The sequence below is a fragment of the Massilia horti genome, from assembly GCF_004614195.1.
Taxonomy (GTDB): Bacteria; Pseudomonadota; Gammaproteobacteria; order Burkholderiales; family Burkholderiaceae_D; genus Telluria; species Telluria horti.
Window position 1 is genome coordinate 1 of record NZ_SPUM01000132.1, and the last position, 23280, is coordinate 23280.

Here is a 23280-nt window from a genome sequence, read left to right on the forward strand (position 1 = left end):
TGCCGGGTGGTGTGGCAGGGGATCGGTCAGCACGCTGACCGCCCCTATGCCGATTTTTGCCCGCAGCACCCGCGTTACAGCCGTAGGGTGCGCACCTGTGCGCACGCGCTACGTGTGTGTACCGGAGCCAACGGCGTTCATCTGTACCGCGTGCGCACTGGTGCGCACCCTACGCCTCAGGTAAGCATGGTTCCACACTTAATGGGGACATAGCTATTTTTTTGTGCACCAGCGCGCGTTACAGTGCGGACAGCCGCTGCGCAAGTGGCTCGAAGGAGGAGGCGACATAGACCGGCCGCGGGGCCAGCGGAAACGGAACCTGTTCGCCGCGTTTGATGAAGGCGGTCTGCATGCCCGACCAGGCGGCGCCTGCCACATCCCAGCCGTGCGCCGCCACCATCATGCAGTCGCCCGGCGGCGCGCCCATCTGCTCCGCGGCCCAGCGGTAGACCTCGGGCGCCGGCTTGAACTTGCCGACCTGTTCGACGCCGAACTGCGCCTCGAACAGGTCGGCCAGTCCCGCGTGCGCGAGTTGCCCGGCAATTGCGGAGGTCGCCCCGTTCGACAGGGCGGCCAGCTTGTAGCCTTCGCCGCGCAGGCGCTCCAGCGCCGGGCGCACGTCCGGATGCGCCGGCAGGGTCGCGAGCGGGGCCAGCGCCTCGGCGGCGTCCTGGTCTTCAAGCAGGATGCCGCGCCCTTCCGCCAGCATCCTGAGCACCGCCTTGCCCACTTCCGGGAGCGGCGCGAACTGGTTATTGATCGTCATGACCACCGCGTAGTGGAGCATGGCGGAAAACCAGCGCCTGGCGCTGTCCGCGCCCGGCAGGACCTGGCCGATACTGGCCTGCATGGGCGCAAGGTCGAGCATCGTCTCGATGACGTCAAAGAACAGCACCGTCGGTTTAATCGGATTCATTGTGCCTCCCGGGCCACGCGCAGGCGCCTGCCGTCAGCGCTTGGTGGTCGCGCGGCCCCATTTGGTTCCGCCGCCAAGGAGAGTGCTTGCGCTACGTGGCCTTGCGCATGAATCGGATCAGGTTGACGGGCCGGGCAGGGAACCCGGTCAGCGGCTCGCCATCGAACCACGGTCGGCGCAGGCAGGCCGTGTGCCGGTGCTCCCAACCTGAAAGAGGAGAACGACAATGAAAGCGGTTGTATTTCATGACGTCGGCGATATTCGCCTGGAGGATGTTCCTGAGCCGAAGATCGAGAATCCCAACGATGCCATCGTGCGCGTGACCGTCAGCGCGATCTGCGGCACCGACCTGCACTTCGTGCGCGGCAGCGTCAGCGGAATGCGTGCAGGTACGATTCTTGGCCACGAGGCGGTGGGGATCGTCGAGCAGGTCGGCAGCAACGTGCGCAATGTCGCCGTGGGCGACCGCGTGGTCATTCCCTCGACCATTGCCTGCGGCTACTGCTCGTACTGCCGCGCCGGCTACTACTCGCAGTGCGACACGACCAATCCCAACGGGCCGGCGGCCGGCACCTCCTTTTACGGCGGGCCGGAGGCAAATGGGGGATTTAACGGGCTGCAGGCGGAAAAGGCGCGCATTCCGTTCGCCAGCGTCAACCTGGTCAAGCTGCCGGACGAGATCACGGACGACCAGGCCATCCTGCTGTCCGATATTTTTCCGACCGGCTATTTCGGTGCCGAGCTCGCCAACATCAAGCCCGGCCACACGGTGGTGGTGTTCGGGTGTGGCCCGGTGGGCCAGTTTGCGATCGCGTCCGCCAAGCTGATGGGGGCGGGCCGGATCCTGGCCGTCGATAATCTGCCGGATCGGCTGGAAATGGCACGCAAGCAGGGCGCCGAAACAATCAACTTCGACGAGGAAGATCCGGTGAAGATGTGCAAGGAGCTGACCGGGGGGATCGGCCCGGACTGCGCGATCGATGCCGTCGGCGTGGATGCCACGTGTGCGCATCACGGTCCGGCAGCGGCCCAGGCCCAGCAGATGAAGCAGCAGTTCCAGCAGGAAGTGGCGGCGGTGGCGCCGAAACAGCATCCCTCCGGGCCGAACTGGCATCCGGGCGAAGCGCCGTCGCAGGCCCAGCAGTGGGCGGTCGAGGCACTGGCCAAGGCCGGCACGCTGGCGGTGATCGGCGTCTATCCGACCAACGATATGGCGTTCCCGATCGGGAAGGCGATGAACAAGAACCTGACGATCAAGATGGGCAATTGCAACCACCGCAAGTACATCCCCAACCTGATCGAGCTGGTGCGCAGCGCCGCCTTCGATCCGACCAAGATCATCACCCAGCACGAGCCGATGGATTCGGTGATCGATGCATACAAGGCGTTTGACGAGCACCGTCCGGGCTGGCTCAAGGTCGAGGTGGTGCCGAGCGGCGGTGCCAGGCCGTCGTGACCCCAGGCGCAGCCACAGGCGGCGCGTCGCCCGCAGCGCGCGCGGCGGTTGCGCGCAACCCAATCGTTCCTGCCGACGGGGCCGCCTGCTGTCTGTCCATTTCCCTTGCCTGGCGTTGGCCAGGCAGGGTTGAACATTCAATTGTGCGTTGAACGTCCAGAGTCTGTGACACTCTTACGGTCTTTCGACAACCGGCTTGTGTTTGTGATTGAGTAATTTATCGAGTTAACAAACCCCATTGCTCCATTGAACAGGAGGCGACAATAAGATGTTCAAGAGTTTTTTCCTTGGTGGCTTTGAATGCACCACCGGCTACAACCGGGACGGCGAGTGGATCGATCTGGTGGTCGACACCGCACACCACGAGCACGTGAGCGAAGACTACCGGCGCTTGCGCGAAGTGGGAATCCTCACCGTGCGCGATGCGATCCGCTGGCCGCTGGTCGACCTTGGCGACGGGCGCTATGACTTTTCAACTGCCGAGCCGCTTACCCATGCCTCCAGGCGCTACGGCATCCAGGTCATCTGGGACCTTTTTCACTACGGTTATCCGACCGACGTGGACTTGCTGTCGGACGGCTTTGTCGACCGCTTCGCCGACTACTGCGGCGCCTGCGCGCGCTACCTCCGGCGCCGGGTCGAGGGGCCGATCTGGTTCACCCCGGTCAACGAACCTTCCTACTTCGCCTGGGCGGCCGGGGAGGTGGCCCACTTCGCACCGCACCTGTCCGGCCGTGCGCAGGAATTGAAAATCGCGCTGGTGCGCGCGGCGATCCGCGGCATCGACGCGATCCGCGCCGAACTGCCGGACGCACGCTTCCTGCATGCCGACCCGGTGTGCCGGGTCGTTCCGGCCGACGACGATCCGGACAAGGCCGCGGCTGCCGCGCACTTCAACGAGCGCTGCGTGTTCGAGGCGCTGGACATGATGTCCGGCCGGGTGATGCCGGAACTAGGCGGCAGCCGCGAGCATCTCGATGTCATCGGAATCAACTATTACTGGAACTGCCAGTGGGTGCATGGCGAGGACGGCACCTGGCTGGAGCCGGACGACCCGCGCCGGCAGCCGGTGAGCGATCTGGTCAAGTCGGTGTGGGAGCGTTACGGCGGCGACATCGTGATCTCGGAGACCTCGCATTGGGGCGACAACCGGCCCGGCTGGGTCGAGCACCTGACCGGCGAGATCGTTGCGATGTTGCAGGCGGGGGTGCCGCTGCGCGGAGTCTGCCTGTATCCGATCATCGGCATGCTTGACTGGCACGCGCCGCGCCAGTGGATGCCGATGGGGCTGTGGGACGTTGACCACGAGGGCAATATGTCGCGCATCCTGCACCTGCCGACCTTCGAGGCGTTGCGGCGGGCGCAGCGGCGGATTGGGCCATATCTTATGGCGCAGGGGGCTACGCGCCTGCGCGCCTGAGGGGCGGCAGCGGCTGGGCCATCGCGCTTAGTTTTGACACTGGAACAGGCGCACCGGGCGCGGGTTGATGTACCGGTCGAAGATATTTGTCATTCTTTGGTTTTGAATTCGCCGGTCTTCAAGTCACGCTGGAAGGCAACACCCGGGGCTGAGCCCAGCAGGTGCGCGAACGAATCGTCTTGATTGAGGACGGCACCCAGTGAGACGTACAACACGTTCTCCTGATCGTCCAGGTACTGATCGCTTTCATTGCCGGCCATGATCCGCCAGCCGCTATCGTCATCTTCTTCGGGCTCTTCCCGGTAGATGTAGCCCGCCTTCTCTCCGTCGTACAGAACCTTACGCGTAACAAAGCAGCGCGGACGGTACTTCTTGACGGTATCGCGCTCGACCTCATCAAGGTCCGTTTGGATGATGTGCCGCTCCTCGAACTCCACTGGGTCGCCAAGCTTAAGTGTCTTCAGATAAAAGGGCTCATTGTCCAATTCGCCTTTGAAACGATCGCCATCGATCTCCGTGAGAGTCACCCACATGCGCTCGGCCGAGAGGCCATCGGGATCTGGCTGATCGAACTCGAAAATGAGCTTGACCAGGCTTCCCACGTGGAGCTTGCTGATGGTTGCTTTCGAGGGCTTATAGAAAGTGTAGGGATAGTGGCGCTGCGACTCTGCAGCATCGGTGAGCCACCAAGACTGGTTTTCCATTTTGCTCTTAAAGAGAGAAATGATTAACAAGGAATGCGGCTGTCCACGCGACGAAGAATCTCGCTCCCGTCCGCCGCGTGTTATCGATAGCCTGGCAATCAGGCGCTCTCATGCGCCGACCAGCGTCGCAATCGCTTCACCCACCTGGGCCGTGGTGGCCTTGCCGCCCAGATCCGCAGTGCGCGGGCCATCCCTGAGTGACTGCTCGATGGCGGCGAGGATGGCGTCGTGTGCGGCGCGATAGCGCGCGCCATCGGCGCCAGGCGCATCGGCCAGGAACGCCAGCATCATGGCGCCCGACCAGATCATCGCGATCGGGTTGGCGATGCCCTTGCCGGCGATGTCTGGCGCCGAACCGTGCACCGGCTCGAACAACGAAGGAAAGTTTCGCTCTGGATTCAGATTGCCCGACGGCGCCAGGCCAATGGTGCCGGTGCAGGCCGGACCGAGGTCCGACAAGATGTCGCCGAACAGGTTGGAGGCAACCACCACGTCAAAACGATCCGGCTGCAGCACGAAGCGCGCGGTCAGGATGTCGATGTGCTGCTTGTCGACGGCCACGTCCGGGTAAGCTGTACCGACCGCGTCGGCGCGGCCGTCCCACCACGGCATGCTGATGGCGATGCCGTTCGACTTGGTGGCCACCGTCAGGTGCCGCCGGGGGCGGGCGTTGGCCAGTTCGAACGCATATTTGAGCACGCGGTCGGCACCGTGGCGGGTGAACACCGATTCCTGGATCACCATTTCGCGCTCGGTGCCAGGGAACATGATCCCGCCCAGGTTGGTATATTCGCCCTCGGTGTTCTCGCGCACTACCAGAAAATCGATGTCGCCCGGTTTGCGGTTGGCCAGCGGGCAGGGCACGCCGTCGAACAGACGTACCGGGCGCAGGTTGATGTACTGGTCGAATTCGCGGCGGAACTTGAGTAGGGACCCCCACAGCGAAATATGATCGGGCACGGTGGCGGGCCAGCCGACCGCGCCGAAGTAGATGGCATCCATGCCGGACAGCTGCTCTTTCCAGTCCGGTGGCATCATGGCGCCGGTCTGCAGGTAATAGTCGCAATTAGCCCAGTCGAACTGGGTGAATTCGAGCGCAAGTCCGAAGCGGCGCGCCGCCGCTTCCAGCACCTTGATACCTTCGGGAAGGACTTCCTTGCCAATGCCGTCGCCGGCGATCGCGGCAATCCTGAAACTGCGTGTCATGCTTGTGCCTCTACAAAACTACGCCGGCAACCGGCAAGTGCCTCTATGCGACCGCTACGCGCCCGTCCAGTTCAATCGAAATGCCTCACTTGCCCGGCGCGGCGCCGCCAGACGGATTCTGCGCCAGGGCTTGTTGCTGCGCTTTGGCCTGTTGCTCTTTCTCTTTCTGCTTCTTCTTCGACAGGTGATGCCCGACTACGCAGCCGACGGCGGCGCCCGCCAGCCCGTGCTTGCCGGCCACATGGCCGCCGATGCCACCCACAATAGCGCCTTTGACGCAGCCGGCGCTGGCAACACCGCTTGTCGCGCCCAGCATTAGCGCGAGGAATAACGCGATCAGTCTTTGCATGGCAGAACTCCTTAGCTTGATGGCGAGCAATGCCTTGATAGCTGTGCTCGCCACGAAAAAACATTATAGTTGTTGCGAGCTCGTCATTTTGCACGATTTGGCGCGCGGGCAACTGGAAGAATCATTCGATGCGAATCGTTCGATGCAGTAGGAGGCCCTATGCGTAGACCAATCCTGGTGCTTGCCATGTTACTCGCCACCGCAACGGCGCTTGCCGACGACGCGGCCACCTGCGCCGCAGGCAGCGGCACCTACCTGACCGGGGTCGTGGTCGATCCGCCCAGGTTCGCGCACGGCTCCTTCCGCAGGGGTATAGAGCTGTCGCACACCCACCTGCGCGTGCGCCCCGACGGCAGAGGCCAAGTCTACGATGTCGCGATCGACAACGTCTTTGCTTCCGGTTACGACCCTGCCAAGGCCACGATCCCGGCGCCGATCGATTCGATCCAGAAAAACGACAGGGTGGCGGTGTGCGGCGCAACCTACACCACCGGCGGCCCGGGAATCCACTGGGTTCATCCGAATTGCCGCGGCAAGTCCGATCCCGCACATCCCAACGGTTTTCTCAAACGTATCGGGCCGGACGGCAAGGCCAGCGGTAATCTCGAGTCGAGCACCAATTATTGCAGCTGGTTCTGACCTTCGGGCGGGCGCGTTTGATGCCTGTCAACCGGGGCAGGCGGCTGGCGCATAACATCGACTGACATGTTGCCATCGTTGGCAGGGCTCATGTCATGAATCCCACTCATGCCGCTTCCGACTGGATACGCTGGTTTGGCGATCTGGGCATCGACGACGTGCCGCTGGTCGGCGGCAAGAACGCGTCGCTCGGGGAAATGTACCGCAACCTCACGGCGCAGGGCGTGCGCGTGCCCAATGGCTTTGCCGTCACCGCGGCTGCCTATCGCGCCACCCTGGACCGGGCCAATGGCTGGCAGGCCCTGCACCAGACGCTGGACGGGTTAGACCCCGCCAACGTGGACGATCTGCGTCGCCGTGCACAGGCCGCGCGCGAGATCGTCTATTGTGCGCCGCTGCCGGGCGAACTCGTGAGCCAGATCGTCCAGGCGTACAGAAAATTGCGGGAGGAATACGGCGAACAGTTGACTGTGGCGGTGCGCAGCTCGGCCACGGCGGAAGATTTGCCGACCGCGAGTTTTGCCGGCCAACACGAGACCTATCTCAATGTGGCGGGAGAGGCGCAGCTGCTCGACAGCGTGCGCCGCTGCTATGCCAGTCTGTTCAAGGACCGGGCGATCGTCTACCGCATCGAGAATGGCTTTGACCATTACAAGGTGTACCTGTCGGTTGGCATCATGAAGATGGTGCGCTCGGACCTGGCGGCGGCCGGCGTGACCTTTACGCTGGATACCGAAACCGGCTTTCGCGACGTCGTCTTCATCACCGGCTCCTACGGACTGGGCGAAAACGTGGTGCAAGGCACGGTCGATCCAGACGAGTTTTACGTCTTCAAGCCCACGCTGCGCAGCGGCCACCGCGCGGTATTGCGCCGTAGCCTGGGCAGCAAGGAAGTGCGGATGATCTATGCGCAGGATGCCGGGCGCGACACGACCAAAAATGTTCCGACCGCCCCACGCGAGCGTGAGCGCTTCTGCCTGTTCGACGACGAAGTGCTGCAACTGGCGGACGCCGCGGTGCGCATCGAGGATCACTACAGCGCCCGCGCCGGCCACCCCGTGCCGATGGACATTGAATGGGCCAAAGACGGCATCGACGGCCAACTTTACATGGTGCAGGCGCGGCCGGAAACGGTGGCCGCGCGCAAGACCGGCACCTTACTGGACGAATATCGGCTGGAATCCAAGGGCAAGGTGCTGGCCGCAGGGCGCGCAGTCGGCAGCAAGGTTGCCGCCGGGCGTGCCCGGGTAATCGATGATGTGCGCCAGCTGGGCCAGTTCCAACCCGGCGAAATCCTGGTGGCGGATACCACGACACCTGACTGGGGCACGGTCATGAAGACGGCTGCCGCGATCGTGACCAATCGCGGCGGACGCACCGCGCACGCAGCGATCGTCGCGCGCGAGGTGGGCCTGCCCGCGATCGTCGGCTGCGGCAACGCCACCGAAGTCATCCGTACCGGCGACGAGGTCACAGTCTCGTGCGCGGAAGGTGACGTTGGCCAGGTCTACGAGGGAAAGATCGCCTTCACTAAGACCTGCGTCGACCTGGCGAACCTGCAAATGCCGCGCACCCGGATGATGATCAACATCGGCAACCCCGACACGGCGTTCCAGACGCGCTTTCTGCCGAACGATGGTGTTGGCCTGGCGCGCATGGAGTTCATCGTCGCCGAGCACATCCGGATCCACCCCATGGCGCTGGTGCATCCGGAGCGCATCGGCGACCCGCAAACCCGGGCGCAGATCGAACGGCTCACGCACGACTATCCGGCACCGGGCGACTATTTCGTGCGCGAGCTATCCGAAGGCGTGGGCATGATCGCCGCGGCGTTCTATCCCAAGCCGGTGATCGTGCGCATGTCCGACTTCAAGACCAACGAATACGCGAGCCTGATCGGCGGCTCGTTCTTCGAGCCCGCGGAGCCCAACCCGATGCTCGGCTTTCGCGGCGCCGCACGCTACACCCATCCGGCCTATGCCGAAGGGTTCGCGCTCGAGTGCCGCGCGATGCAAAGGGTGCGCGGCGAAATGGGCCTGTCCAACGTGCGCCTGATGATTCCGTTCTGCCGGCGCGTCAAGGAAGCCGAAGACGTGCTGCGCAGGATGGCGGAGCTGGGCCTGCAACGCGGCAAGGATGGTCTCGAAATCTACGTGATGTGCGAAATTCCCAACAACGTGATCCAGCTCGATGCTTTCGCGCCGCTGTTCGACGGCTTTTCGATCGGGTCGAACGACCTGACCCAGCTGGTGCTGGGCGTGGACCGCGATTCGGAGATCGTGTCCTTCGATTTCGACGAGCGCGACCCCGGCGTGCTCGACATGCTGAGGCTGACCGTCGTCGGTGCCAAACGCAACGGGCGGCATGTCGGCATCTGCGGGCAGGCGCCATCGGACTATCCCGAGGTGGCGCGCTTTCTGGTAGAGCAGGGCATCGAGTCGATCAGCCTGAACCCGGATTCCGTGGTTGCAACAGTGCGCAACCTGGTCCAGTTCGAGCGCGAACTGGGCATTGCGCCGCGGCCGCCAGCCTGAGCCGCCATGGTATAGTCACCGGAACAAGAGCCTGCCTGCCGGCGTGCCGTCGCTTCTTCGTTCGGCGTCGCATCCGGCGCGGCTCGCAGATCGCTTGAAGGAAATGGCTATGGCAATGGTTTTGTCCTCATGAGCAATCCTGTCACCCGCATCGGCATCATTACCGGCGGCGGTGACGCACCGGGCCTGAACGCCGTGATCCGCGCCGTGGTGTTATCAAGCGACCAGCTCGGCTGGGAGTGCTACGGCATCCGCGACGGTTTCAATGGCCTGCTGGCGCCGCAAACGTGCATCGGCGAGCCCGTGCGGCGCCTCACGCCGGATGACGTGCATGCGATCGCCCACCTCGGCGGCACCATTCTCGGCACCACCAACCATGGCAACCCCATGCGCTATCCCGTCCAGCAGCCGGACGGCAGCATCGCCGAGGTGGACCGCACCGACGAGGTCGCCGCGCTGTGCGGCGAACGCGGACTGGACGCGCTGGTGATCATCGGCGGCGACGGCTCGATGGGCATCGCCGAGTGCCTGCACCGCAAGGGATTGCGCGTGGTCGGCGTGCCCAAGACCATCGACAATGACCTCGATCATACCTTCTCGACCTTCGGGTTCGATACGGCGGTCGGCTTTGCCACCGAATGCATCGACCGGCTCCACACCACGGCGCATAGCCAGCACCGGGTGATGGTGGTTGAAGTGATGGGCCGCTACGCCGGCTGGATTGCACTGCATGCCGGCATGGCTGGCGGGGCACACGCGATCCTGCTGCCCGAAATTCCGTTCGACATCGGCGTCGTCGCCGCTGCGGTCCATGCGCGCGATGCGGCGGGTGGCCGCTACTCGATCGTGGTGGTGGCCGAAGGGGCGCAGGCGGCTACCGGAGAACGCCAACTGCGCGAAGCGGCCGGCGCCGGCCACGCCGAGCGCCTGGGCGGCATCGGCGCCTGGGTCGAATCCGAGCTGGGACAACGTACAGGCAAGGAATGCCGCAGCGTGGTGCTCGGCCACCTGCTGCGCGGTGGCAGTCCGTCGGCGTTCGACCGGGTTATCGCGTCGCGTTTTGGCGCGGCGGCGGTGCGCGCGCTGGCGCGCGGACAGGCCGGCGTGATGGTGGCGCTGGGAGGCGACGGGATCGAGTCCGTCGCGCTGTCGCAGGTGGCAGGGCGCACCAAGTGTGTTCCAGTGGACAGCGACACGGTGCTCACCGCGTGCGAGCTGGGCATTTGCCTCGGCAACGCCCCTGTGCCAACTTAACAGCGGCGTCAGGACAGCTGCGGGCTATACTATTTCGAAACAGCACCGTGGGAGAACGATGGAAAGCTGGATCGAACGCAGGCGGCAAACCGACGAACCGACCTATCAGGCCAAACCTTTCAACGCGCAGGGCGCCGAAGCGGAATTTCTGCGCGACCGGGCGCGCGTCATCCATTGCGCGGCGTTTCGCCGTTTGCAATCGAAAACCCAGGTGCTGGGCATCGGCGAAAGCGATTTCTATCGCACGCGCCTGACCCATTCCCTGGAAGTGGCGCAGATCGGCAGCAGTATCCGCCATGTGTTGCATAGTGCCGGCGCCGCACAGCCATGGCACGCCTATCTGCCGCCGCCCGCGCTGGTCGAAGCGGTCGGCCTGCTGCATGACCTGGGCCATCCACCGTTTGGGCATGGCGGCGAGGTGGCGCTTAATTTCCTGATGAAGGATCATGGAGGGTTCGAAGGCAATGCCCAGACCCTGCGCATTATGGCGCGGCTCGGCGAATATTCGTCCGAGCATGGCCTCGACCTCACGCGGCGCGCGATGCTGGGCGCAATGAAATATCCCTGCCTGTATTCGGAGCTGGCGGTGCCCGAGCATGACGGCATACGGCCAGCCGATTGCAAGCCGCCGAAGTGCATTTATGACGAAGAAGCGGCGGTGCGGGACTGGATATTGCAGCCCTTGTCAAATGCGGACCAGGCCCGGTTCGTCCAGTTCTCTGTGCGGGAAGTGCGCGGACGCCGCGTGGCGACGTCGTTGCACAAGTCATTCGACACGTCGATTATGGAGTTGGCCGACGACATCGCATATGGCGTCCACGATTTCGAGGATGCGCTGGCGTTGCAGCTGATCGATGAAAAGCGCTGGCATGGCGAGGTTTCGCCCGCGATTTTCGAATGTGCCAGGGACGGGATTGCGGGGCAGGGGACGGAATTTTATCGGGCCAAGCTCTTTTCGCATTCGGACAAGGAGCGCAAGCACGCGATCAGCAAGCTGGTGGACTATTTCGTGTCCAGCGTGATCGTTACCGAAAAGCCGGATTTCAGCGCGCCGCTGTTTCGCTATAACGCGGCGCTGCCAGCCGAGCAGGCGCACGTGCTGCGGATACTGAAGGAGTTTGTGTTCGATCAGGTGATCCGGCGACCGCAGGTCCAGGCCATGGAATTCAAGGGCCAGCGGATCGTGCGGCGCCTGTTTGAAGCGCTGTACGAAAACCTGGGTCGCCTGCTGCCGCGCGACACGGCCAAGGACTTCGAAGAGTGCGCGAGCGAGCGCGGGAAGATGCGGATCGTGTCGGATTACATCTCGGGCATGACGGACAGCGATGCGACCCGGCTCTATCATCGGCTGTTCAGTCCTGACGTGGGGTCGATCTACGACCGGATCTGAAAGATGCGACATGGGCAAGCCAGGCACAGGGCGCCGATGGAACTCAGCGGACGATCAAGCAGTTTGCTGCACAGGCTCGGCTGGCGATGAAGGGGCTCGCACCATCTCCGGTACCTTAACGTCTTGTGCAATCTTACCGCCCACTAATATAATGACTCGACTTGCGCTTGCTATAGTCTCAGGGCGGTGTGCAATTATCACACGCGTTATGTTGAGAGCGCGTACAGCCAAGTTAACTTGCCGTTCTTTCTCGATGTCAAGGTGACTGGTTGCTTCGTCCAAGAAAAGAATGCGCGGCCGCTTGTAAAGTGCGCGAGCCAGCAGGATTCGCTGCTTCTGCCCACCTGATAGGACTGTGCCCATGTCTCCCACCAAGGTGTTGTATCCCATCGGCATTGCAGCAATGTCTATCGCGACTGCCGCCAGTTCCGCGCATTGTTCGATCCAGGTCTGGCTCGCATGAGGATCAAAAAAGCTGATGTTATCAGCGATTGAACCGGCAAAAAGGACGTCGTCTTGTAACACCGTGCCAACCATCTGGCGAACAGCGTCCAGGCCTAGATGGTCGATCGGAATACCACCAAGTTTGATTTCACCCTCGGTTACGGGTAAGACGCCCAACAAAACGTTGATGAGAGTTGTTTTACCGCCCCCGGATGGGCCAACGATGGCGACCGATTCGCCCGGAGCCAATTCAAAATCGACGCCATTGAGCACGTAGGGTTCCTGTGCGCCATATCGAAAGCGCAGTCCACGCACGCCGAGGCTAGGTTTGATCGTGTCTGGATCAACCAAGTTTTTTGCATCAGTTGATTCCGGTTCGGCCAATACAATGTCGGCAAGTCGTTCACCTTGGATACGCAACATCTTTAGTTCAAAGAATTTGTCGATCAGGCTGCTTACCCGACTGCCGAATTGTCCTTTGTAGGCGCTAAACGCCATCAGCACGCCTACGCTGAAATTTCCATCGAGGACAGCGCGTGCACCTAACCAGATGATCAGGATGTTTTCGGCGCCAAACAGCAGGCCATTGAGCAACTTGTAAAGGAGTTGTAATTTTTGAGTACGCAGTTCCGCGTTGATCTGATCGACGACAAGTGTGAGCCAGCCGGAACGGCGCTCGTCCTCCCGTCGAAACAGTTTGATGGTCTTTACGCCGCGAACAGTTTCGAGGAAGTGACTTTGCTGTCGCGCGGCGTGGACAATTTGTTCTTCGGTTGCCTGGCGCAGCGGACGATACCAGGCCCAGCGACCTGCAGCATAAAGCAGCATTGCTGTAATGGTTACCGCTGTCAGCATCGGACCGTAAAGGAACATAATGCCCAGCGTGATGAAGGTCATGAGCCCGTCGAGAACGGCCTCAATCAACGACGTGGTCAACACATGTTGGATCTGGTCCGTGGCGCCAAAGCGCGACACTACGTCGCCCAAATGGCGCTTCTCGAAATACGGTACGGGCAGGCGCAACAGGTGAGCGAAGACGTTGGCACGCCACTGCAAACTCAATGTCGTGCTCATGTAGAGCAGTACCCAAGCTCGCAGGGCGCTAACCGCTTGCTGCATCAACATGAGCAAACCGAATCCTAGCGCCAACGTGGTCAGAAGGTCACGATCAGCCGAAGTGATCACATTGTCGATCACCCACTGCAGGAAGAAAGGGGAGATTAGCGCGAAAACTTCAAGCGCAAGTGCGAGTGCCAAGACCTGTGCGCACGACGCGAATAGGCCAGTCACGCGGCCAAGCAGAGTGCTTAGGCGGAACGGTGTGCGCTCATCCAGTTGCTTGAATTCGGCGCCAGGCCAACATTCGAGGGCAACTCCTGTGAACGCCTTTGAGACGTCCTCGAGCGGGAGTGTGCGTACGCCGAAAGCGGGATCGAAGATCGTGACGTCCTTCGTGCGAACATCTTTGAGGACCACGAAATGATTGAAGTTCCAGTGCAAAATACAGGGACATCTTAGCTTGCCTAAGTCATCCAGATCGAGCTTTAGCGGACGGGTGCCGAGTCCCAATTGACCTGCGACCTGGATGAGACCGGCGAGGGTCGCGCCTTTGAGCGAAATCGGGAAGCGGCGCCGCAGGCCGGCCAGGTCGGCCCGATAGCCGTGAAAGCCGGCAATCATCGCAAGGCATGCCAGGCCACACTCCGTTGCTTCAGTTTGCAGTATCAGTGGCAGGCGGGAACCGAAGCCGAAGGATATCCTGTCCTGAAGGAGCATCGTAATTCCTTTTGTTCCTGAAGACCGAGCACAGGCACTCAATGTATGAGTCAGAGTTTTCCGGTAAGGCTATATAGGGGTTCAAACACCCATTCATAAAGCTTGCGTCGCTCATGAAGGATGTCAGCGTCGACCAGCATCCCGGCTTGCAACGGCAAAGGCTTGCCGTAGGCAGTGATGGTCTGGCTAGCTAAGCTCACGGTAATCCGGTAAAACGGCTCGTTACTGCTAATGGCAGAAACAGGTGTGTCTGCCAGTTCGCGGGCGGATAACGCTACCTGAGAAAGTGTGGCGACGACGCCGTGGGCGTGGCCAAATTTTTGGTAGGGATAGGCCTGATAGCGGAGAAGGACATGATCGCCCGGACGGATAAATCCGACTGCTCTACTTGGGGCAAACAGATGCGCTTGCAAAACGGAACCGTCGGGGATGATGCTGACGAGCGGCTTGTCGCCATCAACTGCTTGTCCGATCTCAGCCGTCACTGCGCTTGCAATCCCGCTTTCGTGCGCGATAATCGCAGTCAGACGTTTGCCTTCGCTTTCTGTCCATTCCTGATCGGTACTTGCGATAAGACGTTCAATCTGAGCCAACTGCGTCTGTTGCCTGAGTGGCAGGCTATCCAGTTCGCTTTGCTGGCTCTGGAGTTCTCGCTGGACGTTAAGCTGATCCCGTTCCAGGGCTTTAAGCCGATTGCGTTGTTCGAGAAAGTCGGCTTGCTTTTGCTGATAAATTTCAGTGGAAATAAATCCCTGGGCGAGCAATTGCGCAGCTCGCCTAACTGCCGCCTCGGCCAAGTCGTTGCGCGACCGTTGACCCGCGATCTGATTTATTAGATTCGCCTGCTCGGCCTGAAATCCAGCGATCTTCTTCCGCAACACGCTTGCTTCGTCCTGTTGAAGCTGCCGGGTGTGGCGTAGCTCATCGCTTAATGATTGTTTGCGCAGTGCGACCTGTCGGCTGATGTTTGCCTGGATGTCGTGTTGAGTGCTGCTCTGTCGTTCACTGGATGTAACGAACAGAACCTCTCCCTTCTTGATCCATTGGCCTTCGCGAACGTGCTTCTCTAAAACAATTCCCGGCTGAGATGCATAAATTCTAAGTTGCCCAGCGTCGGGAATTAGTTGTCCGATAACAGTACTTCGCTTCGTATAGCTGCCAAACGCCACAAACGAAGCGACTAGCAGTGCCATGGCTACCGTTATTCCTGTCAAGACGCGGAAGGACAGAGGCCGGATTTGTACGATCTCACCGAGCCACTGGACTTTGTTTGCGTTGATAGCGGCGCTTCGGAAGAGTGGTGTCGAGCTCACGGTTGGCGTTTCCATTTCTTAACCTGGCAGCCCATATTGAGCCTTGTCGGGTAGCAAGATGTTGAAGCGTATCAAATTTCTTTATCAGCTGGCCGATCAGCGGGCACTAACAAAGTACGAACTGTGCCTGATTCCACTACTACGCCTCAACTTGTTTTCTGTCCGTAAACAAACTTGCTTGGAGAATGAGTTGACGATGGTCAAAGACAGAGTTTAATACCCACAGCTGATGCTTTTTTTGATTGACATATCGCAACTTTTGTTCTCATTTCGATACCGGTCCGAGAAATAAATATATACTTGAAGCAACCAATATTCCTTGAAAGAAATTTTTGGGGTATATGGTAACGTCAGTAATGAGATAACTGAAGGGCAATTTCGCAAATATTTCTTATTTACTTGTAAAAGGAGAAAAATCATGAACGACGCTATTGGTTTGCCGGGCATCAAAAGCGAAATCCGCGAACTGTCAATTGATGAGGTAAATTGTGTAAGCGGTGGAGGACTGTCTGCAGGAGCTTCGGCAGCAGCAGCAGCCGGAATCGGGGCGGCTGCGTTCGGAAGCGGTTGGGGCGCGGTCGCGGTGGGAGCCGCGGTAGCGTCTGCGCCTATTGCCGTGGTTGCAATGGTTGGCTTGGCAGCATATGCAGGATATGCATTTGCTTGTTCACTACGCTAAGATCGCTTAGCTTGTGCTTACCGCGTTGTGGAAGATCAATCTTTCCACAACGCACTTTTCTTGCCAACACTATGAAAACAGAAACAATAAGTTGGAGATTGCACAGCAATGCTGTCATTTCATTTTTCCGTGCCACATTGCTGACCATTACTTCGGCGTCTATCATTGCGATCCACTTGATCGTTATAGCTAACCAGGCCGCTTCGTATTTTTACATATCGCTTATTGTTGCCTTGTATGCTGTAATCCTCATGTTTTCAATTCGGAGATATTTCAAGCTTAGGACGAACGGTCAATTCATTTCTGTTCATAATGAGGTGTTGTCAGTTCCTCGATTTTTTTTGAAACAACACCTTATTCCTCTTTGTGAAATAAAGTCAATAGAAAGGTTTTTCAATTCAAAAGGAATTTTTGCTGTAATAATTGGTCGGATTAACAAATCGTCAATAATTATAGAGCGCCGAACATTTGAGTCGAGCGGCAATTTTGAGGACTTCGTTCGATTTATCGACAAATCGGTAGCGGCGAGACATCCTCTATCGCCATCAGAAGACGTTGCCGCGCTAACAGCAAAACGTGAAGCAAAGAGATTTTCGTTATCGGCTGTTTTGGGAATTGTTCTTTTTTTGATCTATTTAACCCTGGTGTCGTCGAATATTTCCGAAATCCGAATCGATGCGATAGAGCATGGTGGGCTTATTAAAGAGACACTAACCGCTCACGATTTCTATCGGCTCGCATCCTCATTCTTTTTACATTATTCGCCACTTCATCTGGGGTTTAATATTTTGGCACTGGCTATCATTGCTCGCAATATTGAGATAATTTTGGGAAATGTTCGGTTTGTCAACATATTATTCTTCTCTGCAGCTAGTGGATCACTTCTAAGTCTATTATTTTCCCCTTATCAAATAGTAGCTGGCGCCTCGGGCGGCATATTTGGTTTGTTTGGGGCGTATCTTCTAGTGTCATTGAAGTATCAAAAGCAACTTCCGGGGAGCGTTTCTGTTCCCGTACGAATATTAGCATTTGCGTTCTCTTTGCAGATCCTTCTCGATTTAACGAGTGACGGGGTAGATGTGTTTAGCCACATCGGTGGGTTCATATTTGGATTTTTCTACGCTTGGGTAACGTTATTTGGGAGCACGGCAACTGAGGCATCAAAGTCTTCATTCTCCGAGTTGTGCGCCGCATCTGCGGCAGCCTTTTTCTATATAGCGGGTCTTGCATATTTTCTTGTGCAATTTGCAATTGCCTAATGGTTGGAAAAGCCATGTCTACTTCACCAAGTTCAGAGACAGGAAAGAGGTCCGGCGGGGACGTAAAGCAACTGAATAACTATTGCCACGGGTGCTCGACGCAACATTGTGGGTAGGACGAGGCAACCCACAGCAAGGCCAGTTGCAGATCTGGCGCCGACGCACTAGATTTCCGTCGCTATTGTGCTGGGAGAGACCGTGGGAAAGACCATCGCCTTTTGCCATGCAGCGGCTAGCCCAGGTACGAAGTGTCGCGCAGCTCGTGCCGCAGTTCCTCGGCCACCTGCTGGCGAATCGCCTCGGTGACGAAACTGCCGACTTCGACCTTGACGCCGCGTGATTCGAGCCCGATCAGCGCGCGTCGCTTCGGCTCCGGCAGCGCAATCCGGGTCCACGCCGGGTCCAGCCGGACCTGCTGGCGGCGCCCCGCCAGCACGCGCTCGATCAGCAGGCAGCCGTCCGTCAGCGCGATGTGCTCATGGTCCAGTGCATGGCGCGCATAATGCAGCAGCGCGCAGGTGATGCCGGCCAGCTCGATCAGGGCGAACCCGAACACGACCCAGATCCCCTGCAGCACGAAGAACAGCGCAATGCCCAGCGCCCCGGAGCACAGCAGGGCATAGGCCATGCCCATCTGGCGCGGCGTCAGCGAGCAGTTGCGCTTGAGGATCCATTCGCGCTTCATGCCGGCCACCTCATCCCCCGCTATTTCACGACGGGCGGCGTCTCGAAGGTGTGGAACGGCGCTGGGCTGGGCACGGTCCATTCGAGCCCTTGGGCCCCTTCCCATGGCTTGGCCGGGGCCTTTTCGCCACCGCGGATGTTCGGAATCACGACCGCGAACAGCCAATAGACCTGGGACAGGCCGAACAGCCAGGCGCCGACCGAGGTCACCATGTTCCAGTCGGTGAACTGCGCGGGGTAATCGGCATAGCGGCGCGGCATGCCGGCCAGGCCCAGGAAGTGCATCGGGAAGAAGGTCACGTTGACCCATATCATCGAGTTCCAGAAATGGAACTTGGCGCGCTTTTCGTTAATCATGTGCCCGGTCCACTTGGGCGCCCAGTAGTAGTAGCCCGCAAACAGCGCAAACAGCGAGCCGGCCACCAGCACGTAGTGGAAGTGGGCCACGACGTAGTAGGTATCCTGGGCCTGGATGTCGATCGGCGCTGCCGCCAAAATCAGCCCGGAAAAGCCGCCGATGGTGAACACCCAGATGAAGCCGACCGCAAACAGCATGGCCGTCTCGAACGTCAGCGAGCCGCGCCACATCGTGGCCACCCAGTTGAAGATCTTCACGCCGGTCGGCACCGCGATCAGCATGGTGGCGTACATGAAGAACAGCTGGGCCGTGACCGGCATGCCGGTGGTGAACATGTGGTGCGCCCAGACGATGAACGACAGCAGCGCGATCGAGGCGGTGGCATACACCATTGACGCGTAGCCGAACAAGGGCTTGCGCGCGAAGGCCGGAACGACCTGCGAGATGATGCCAAAGCCCGGCAGGACCATGATATAGACCTCCGGGTGCCCGAAGAACCAGAAGATGTGCTGGAACATGACCGGGTCGCCGCCGCCCGCGGCGTCAAAGAAGGTGGTGCCGAAGTGGCGGTCGGTCAGCACCATCGTGACCGCCGTGGCCAGCACCGGCATGACCGCGATCAGCAGGTAGGCCGTGATCAGCCAGGTCCAGCAGAACATCGGCATCTTCATCAGCCCCATGCCGGGCGCGCGCATGTTGAGGATGGTGGTGATGATGTTGATGGCGCCCATGATCGACGAGGCGCCCATCATGTGCACCGCAAAGATGGTCATGTCCATGCCCGGGCCCATCTGCACCGACAACGGGGCGTACATGGTCCAGCCAGCCGCGTTGGCGCCGCCTGTCACGAAAAACGAGCCGACCAGCAGCAGCGCGGCCGGCGGCAGCAGCCAGAACGAGAAGTTGTTCATGCGCGCGAAGGCCATGTCCGAGGCGCCGACCATCAGCGGAATCATCCAGTTGGCGAATCCGACGAAGGCCGGCATGATCGCGCCGAAGATCATGATCAGGCCGTGCAGCGAGACGAACTGGTTGTACAGTTCGGGCGCGAAGAACTGCAGGCCTGGATGGAACAGCTCCAGCCGGATCAGCATCGCCAGCACGCCGCCGATCATGAACATCGTGACCGAGAACACCAGGTACATGGTCCCGATGTCCTTGTGGTTGGTGGCGTATAGCCAGCGCCGCCAGCCGTGCGGGTGTACGTTCTCGCCCTCGCCGTGGACGAAGTCCGGGCTCCTGCCGGTGGTGATGCCGCTCATCGCGCCTCCCTGCTGCGGTCCGTTCCCGACGACTATAGCGGGGCCGTGTCTGGCACGATTGGGGTGGAGGATGGGACTTGGCGCAGGTCATAAGGAGGAGGGAACAAGGGAACTAATGGCAGGGACGGCGCGAAATGGCAGCCCCTGCCAGGTGGGTCAATCCGGACTGGTGCATGCACCGCTGCCGTACGGACTGTACGCGCCGGGCGGCGAGATGGCGTACTTGCCGTAGTCGTTGGCCACGCCTCCCAGCCAGAGGGTGCTGCGCGCGACCGATTCGGTGCCGGCGACGACGCCGGTCACGGTCAGCTCGACCTCGACCCAATACGCGCGGTCGCGCGGATAACGCAGCGTGACGGTCGCCAGTCCCATCGCATCGGTCTTGCCGCTTGCGGTGACCACCAGCGGAATGCCCGGCTCCAGCGTGCCATTGCCGTTGGCGTCCAGCGCGCGGTCATAAACACCCTTGCGCTGCACGTCCTCGTTGGGGCAGATCGCGACCATGGTCGGTACCCACATGCCGGGCTCAAGCGTAGGGCCTTGCGGTTGCCAGCTCATAGAGCCCTTGGCGTAACGGGTTGGCCACGCGGCGGCGTTGATCGCCACGTCCTTCACCGGATTGCCGGCGTTGTCGGAAACAAACACTGCGAAATCCTGCTGCAGGACCGCGCTGGAAAACTCGAGCAACTTGGTGCCGGTGCCAAACTGGATCGACAGCGCCCGCTTGTTGACGGTCAGCGTAGCCATGGTGGTCGCGTACGGCATGCCGGCGATGCGCGCCTGGATCACGGTGCCGTTCCCGGCACCATCGCCGCTGCCGGCCACGAACACCGCGCGTGCGACCCCGTCGCTGCCGGTGACGGCCGAGAGCGGGGATAGCAGGTTGCCGCCGCTTGGATCGGACACGATTGTGAACTCCACCGTGGCGCCCTTGACCAGGTTGTTTGCGGCGGTGCCATCGCGCACCACCGCGATCAGGGTGCTGCGCTCGCCGCTGCCCACGATCGCCTGATCCGGCTGCACGGATACCCACGAAGTCGGGCCCAGCGGTGCGACGAATTCCACGCTGGTGCTTCCGCGCAAGCCGTTGGACAGGGCTGCCTCGATCGTGACGACGGCCGCGACGTCGGATTTGAGGTAGGTGCGTGGGAAATTGCCGCCGCTGAGCGCCAGTGCACCGCCCGCCGCGACCGTGCAGTCGGCGTCCCGGTACAGCATGCCGCGCGAGGCGTTCAGGGTCACGCTGGCGGCACCCGAAGTGGTGCTGCCGTCGATGGGCGTGCAGCTGCCGATCGTGATCTGCCTTAGCACCTGGTTGCCGCCGGCATCCATCGTCACCTCCGGCGACAGGCTCAGTTCGTTGCCACCGACCGTGATCGGCCTTGTGATCGTCGTGCCCAGTGCGCGCAGGGTGATTTCCTCGTCGCCCCGGTTGCTGGCCGCCAGGCGCACCGTGACCTGGCCGTTGCTGTCGCTGGGGCCGTTAACGCTGACGCTGTTGCCGTTCTTGGCCGTGGCTACCACTGCCTGTCCGGCGATCGGCTGGTTGGCCGAGTCGAGCAAGGTCGCGGTCAGGGTGGCGCTGTCGCCGGCCAGCACATAGGCCGGCGCGTTGACGGCCAGGTGGGTGCCGGTGACCTGCACCACCACGCTGGCCAGTTTGCCGGCGGCCTTGGCGGTGATCGTGATTGCGCGGTTGGCCTTGGAGCCGCCGGTACCGAGGGTGGCGCTTGCCTTGCCGCCGGCATCGCTGGTGCCATTGCCTACGGAAAGGAAGCCGGAATCGGCCGAGAACTGGACCGGCACGTTGGCGACCGCGACATTGTCGGCGGTCTTGACCAGCGCGGTGACCTTCACTTCGGTGCCGGCCAGGCCGCTCGATGCCAGCGAACCGTTGCTCACGACCAGATCCACCGAGCCGACTACCGCCGATTCCGGCGGCGTGGTGGGCGGCGGGTTCTTGGTATCGCCCGGCGCCGGGCCGCCGCCGCAGCCAACTGCGCTGCCTAGGGAACAACTGGCGCTCGTTCCCGAACCGCCTCCGCAACCGGCCAGCAGGAGCACCACGCCCAGCAGGCACGCACTTGCTTGTTTAGTGTTCAAGATTTACCCCCAATGAAAAAGAGCCGATCCAACCTGATCAGCGTAGCTTTTTAAGGTGGGAAACTTTTTGAGCGGCAACAACATACGCGCATGCAGAGGCCGTTTCGGGGTTTAGCGATCGTTCCAAAACGAGCAGGACAAGGCGCGGCGACGAAGACCGTGCTATTGCAGTGCAAGCAGGCGCCATGCAGCCATGCACATTTTGAAACGACCTCTTAAGCGCACTGGTCCGTGGCGGGCGGAATCTGCTACCATACCGCCCCTCCCAACGAAAGGCTCACATGGCGAATGCTTGCGGCGTCGACTTCGGCACCTCCAATTCCACCGTCGGCTGGGTCGGCATGCCCGGTTCGCTGCTTACGCTCGAGGATGGCAAACCGACCTTGCCCTCGGTCGTGTTCTTCAACGCCGACAGCGACGAGGTGAGCTACGGGCGCGCCGCGCTCGCGGAATATCTGGAAGGCTACGAAGGGCGCCTGATGCGATCGATGAAAAGCCTGCTCGGTTCCAGCCTGATCGACGGTCAGACCGAGGTGGCCGGGCGCGCGCTGCCGTTTCGCATGCTGCTCGCCCAGTTCATCGGCGAACTCAAACGCCGCGCAGAGCGCCAGGCGGGGCGGCCGTTCACGCGCGCGGTGTTCGGACGGCCAGTGTTCTTCGTCGACGGCGACCGCGAGGCCGACCGCCAGGCCGAGGACACGCTGGCCGGCATCGCGCGATCGGTCGGTTTTGCCGACATCGAATTCCAGTACGAGCCGATCGCCGCCGCATTCGACTATGAATCCCGCATCGACCGCGAGGAACTGGTGCTCATTGTCGACATCGGCGGCGGCACCTCGGACTTTTCACTGGTGCGGCTGGGGCCGCAGCGCGCCGGCCGCGCCGAGCGCCGCGACGACATCCTGGCCACAGGCGGCGTGCACATCGGCGGTACCGATTTCGATAAGTACCTGAGCCTGGCCACCGCAATGCCGCTGCTGGGCTATGGCGGTACGCTGGCGTCCGGTGCCGAAATCCCGTCCAGCTACTACTTCAACCTCGCGACCTGGCACACGATCAACCAGGCCTACAGCCGCAAGAACATTGCCCAGTTGACGGACCTGGTGCGCGATGCGCACGACCCGGCCAGGCTCCGGCGCCTGCAGCACCTGATCGATGAGCGGGCCGGCCACTGGCTGGCGATGCAGGTCGAGCAGGCCAAGATCGGCCTGTCCTCAAGCGACCAGGTTTTGCTTGAGCTGGACCGGTTGGCCCCACCCGAAACGCTGTCCGTCACCCGTGCCGGTTTCGAAACGGCGATCGCGCAACTGGTCGACGCATTGGACGCCACCGTGCTTGGCCTGCTGGCCGATGCCGGCGTCGCGCCCGAGGCGGTGGATACCGTCTTTTTTACCGGTGGTTCGAGCGGCGTGCAACTGCTGCGCCGGCGCATCGGCGCGCTGGTGCCAACGGCCAGGCAGATGGAGGGCGACCTGTTTGGCAGCATCGGCGCCGGGCTCGCGCGCGACGCCTTGCGCAAGTTCGGTTAAGGAGA

18 protein-coding genes are annotated in these 23280 nt (G+C 61.0%); 9 read left to right on the forward strand and 9 right to left on the reverse strand.

Annotated features, from left to right (window positions below):
- Positions 1-238 precede the first annotated feature (238 nt).
- Positions 239-916 (reverse strand): haloacid dehalogenase type II, encoded by a 678-nt coding sequence (locus E4O92_RS19755; protein ID WP_135191376.1) that lies wholly within the window; start codon positions 914-916, stop codon positions 239-241.
- 226 nt (positions 917-1142) lie between these two features.
- On the opposite strand from E4O92_RS19755, the gene E4O92_RS19760 reads away from it, so the two are divergent.
- Together E4O92_RS19760 and E4O92_RS19765 are read left to right on the forward strand one after the other, a co-directional pair.
- Positions 1143-2372: a zinc-dependent alcohol dehydrogenase gene (locus E4O92_RS19760; protein ID WP_135191377.1), complete on the forward strand. Its 1230-nt coding sequence runs from the start codon at positions 1143-1145 to the stop codon at positions 2370-2372.
- A 268-nt stretch (positions 2373-2640) separates the two neighbouring features.
- Positions 2641-3792: a family 1 glycosylhydrolase gene (locus E4O92_RS19765; RefSeq protein WP_135191378.1), complete on the forward strand. Its 1152-nt coding sequence runs from the start codon at positions 2641-2643 to the stop codon at positions 3790-3792.
- Positions 3793-3881: 89 nt separating this feature from the next.
- Here E4O92_RS19765 and E4O92_RS19770 read toward each other — a convergent pair whose 3' ends face one another.
- The 3 genes from E4O92_RS19770 to E4O92_RS19780 all read right to left on the reverse strand — a co-directional run bounded on the left by E4O92_RS19770 (position 3882) and on the right by E4O92_RS19780 (position 6051).
- Positions 3882-4496, reverse strand: a complete 615-nt coding sequence (locus E4O92_RS19770) for an immunity protein Imm33 domain-containing protein (protein ID WP_135191379.1) — start codon at positions 4494-4496, stop codon at positions 3882-3884.
- Positions 4497-4604: 108 nt separating this feature from the next.
- Complete coding sequence (locus tag E4O92_RS19775) at positions 4605-5702, reverse strand: tartrate dehydrogenase (protein WP_135191380.1); 1098 nt, start codon at positions 5700-5702, stop codon at positions 4605-4607.
- A gap of 85 nt (positions 5703-5787) precedes the next feature.
- The gene (locus E4O92_RS19780; RefSeq protein WP_135191381.1) at positions 5788-6051 is read right to left on the reverse strand and encodes a hypothetical protein; all 264 of its coding nucleotides are present in this window, start codon (positions 6049-6051) and stop codon (positions 5788-5790) included.
- 159 nt (positions 6052-6210) lie between these two features.
- Here E4O92_RS19780 and E4O92_RS19785 point away from each other — a divergent pair, with 159 nt between their 5' ends.
- From E4O92_RS19785 to E4O92_RS19800, 4 genes are all read left to right on the forward strand, one after another.
- The gene (locus E4O92_RS19785) at positions 6211-6690 is read left to right on the forward strand and encodes a hypothetical protein (protein ID WP_135191382.1); all 480 of its coding nucleotides are present in this window, start codon (positions 6211-6213) and stop codon (positions 6688-6690) included.
- A gap of 95 nt (positions 6691-6785) precedes the next feature.
- Entirely contained in the window at positions 6786-9224 is a 2439-nt protein-coding gene (gene ppsA / locus E4O92_RS19790) for a phosphoenolpyruvate synthase (protein WP_135191383.1), read from the forward strand.
- Between the two features lie 129 nt (positions 9225-9353).
- Entirely contained in the window at positions 9354-10478 is a 1125-nt protein-coding gene (locus tag E4O92_RS19795) for a 6-phosphofructokinase (protein ID WP_135191384.1), read from the forward strand.
- A 58-nt stretch (positions 10479-10536) separates the two neighbouring features.
- Complete coding sequence (locus E4O92_RS19800) at positions 10537-11868, forward strand: anti-phage deoxyguanosine triphosphatase (RefSeq protein ID WP_135191385.1); 1332 nt, start codon at positions 10537-10539, stop codon at positions 11866-11868.
- A gap of 54 nt (positions 11869-11922) precedes the next feature.
- Here E4O92_RS19800 and E4O92_RS19805 read toward each other — a convergent pair whose 3' ends face one another.
- Positions 11923-14088, reverse strand: a complete 2166-nt coding sequence (locus tag E4O92_RS19805; protein ID WP_135191386.1) for a peptidase domain-containing ABC transporter — start codon at positions 14086-14088, stop codon at positions 11923-11925.
- A 50-nt stretch (positions 14089-14138) separates the two neighbouring features.
- A complete protein-coding gene (locus E4O92_RS19810) occupies positions 14139-15416 on the reverse strand; it encodes an HlyD family secretion protein (protein WP_206076912.1) in 1278 nt (425 codons plus the stop codon).
- A 304-nt stretch (positions 15417-15720) separates the two neighbouring features.
- On the opposite strand from E4O92_RS19810, the gene E4O92_RS19815 reads away from it, so the two are divergent.
- Positions 15721-16080 (forward strand): hypothetical protein, encoded by a 360-nt coding sequence (locus E4O92_RS19815; protein WP_206076913.1) that lies wholly within the window; start codon positions 15721-15723, stop codon positions 16078-16080.
- Positions 16081-16151: 71 nt separating this feature from the next.
- Entirely contained in the window at positions 16152-17339 is a 1188-nt protein-coding gene (locus E4O92_RS19820) for a rhomboid family intramembrane serine protease (protein WP_135191387.1), read from the forward strand.
- 232 nt (positions 17340-17571) lie between these two features.
- Here the strand turns inward: E4O92_RS19820 and E4O92_RS19825 are convergent, their stop codons facing one another.
- The 3 genes from E4O92_RS19825 to E4O92_RS19835 form a co-directional block, all read right to left on the reverse strand.
- Positions 17572-18024 (reverse strand): DUF2244 domain-containing protein, encoded by a 453-nt coding sequence (locus tag E4O92_RS19825; RefSeq protein ID WP_135191388.1) that lies wholly within the window; start codon positions 18022-18024, stop codon positions 17572-17574.
- 20 nt (positions 18025-18044) lie between these two features.
- Entirely contained in the window at positions 18045-19643 is a 1599-nt protein-coding gene (gene ctaD, locus E4O92_RS19830) for a cytochrome c oxidase subunit I (protein ID WP_135191389.1), read from the reverse strand.
- Positions 19644-19799: 156 nt separating this feature from the next.
- Complete coding sequence (locus tag E4O92_RS19835) at positions 19800-21746, reverse strand: Ig-like domain-containing protein (RefSeq protein ID WP_135191390.1); 1947 nt, start codon at positions 21744-21746, stop codon at positions 19800-19802.
- 281 nt (positions 21747-22027) lie between these two features.
- Between E4O92_RS19835 and E4O92_RS19840 the strand changes: the two genes are divergently transcribed.
- Positions 22028-23275 carry an Hsp70 family protein gene (locus tag E4O92_RS19840; RefSeq protein WP_135191391.1) on the forward strand — a complete coding sequence of 416 codons (1248 nt, stop codon included), beginning with the start codon at positions 22028-22030 and terminating at the stop codon, positions 23273-23275.
- Positions 23276-23280 lie beyond the last annotated feature (5 nt).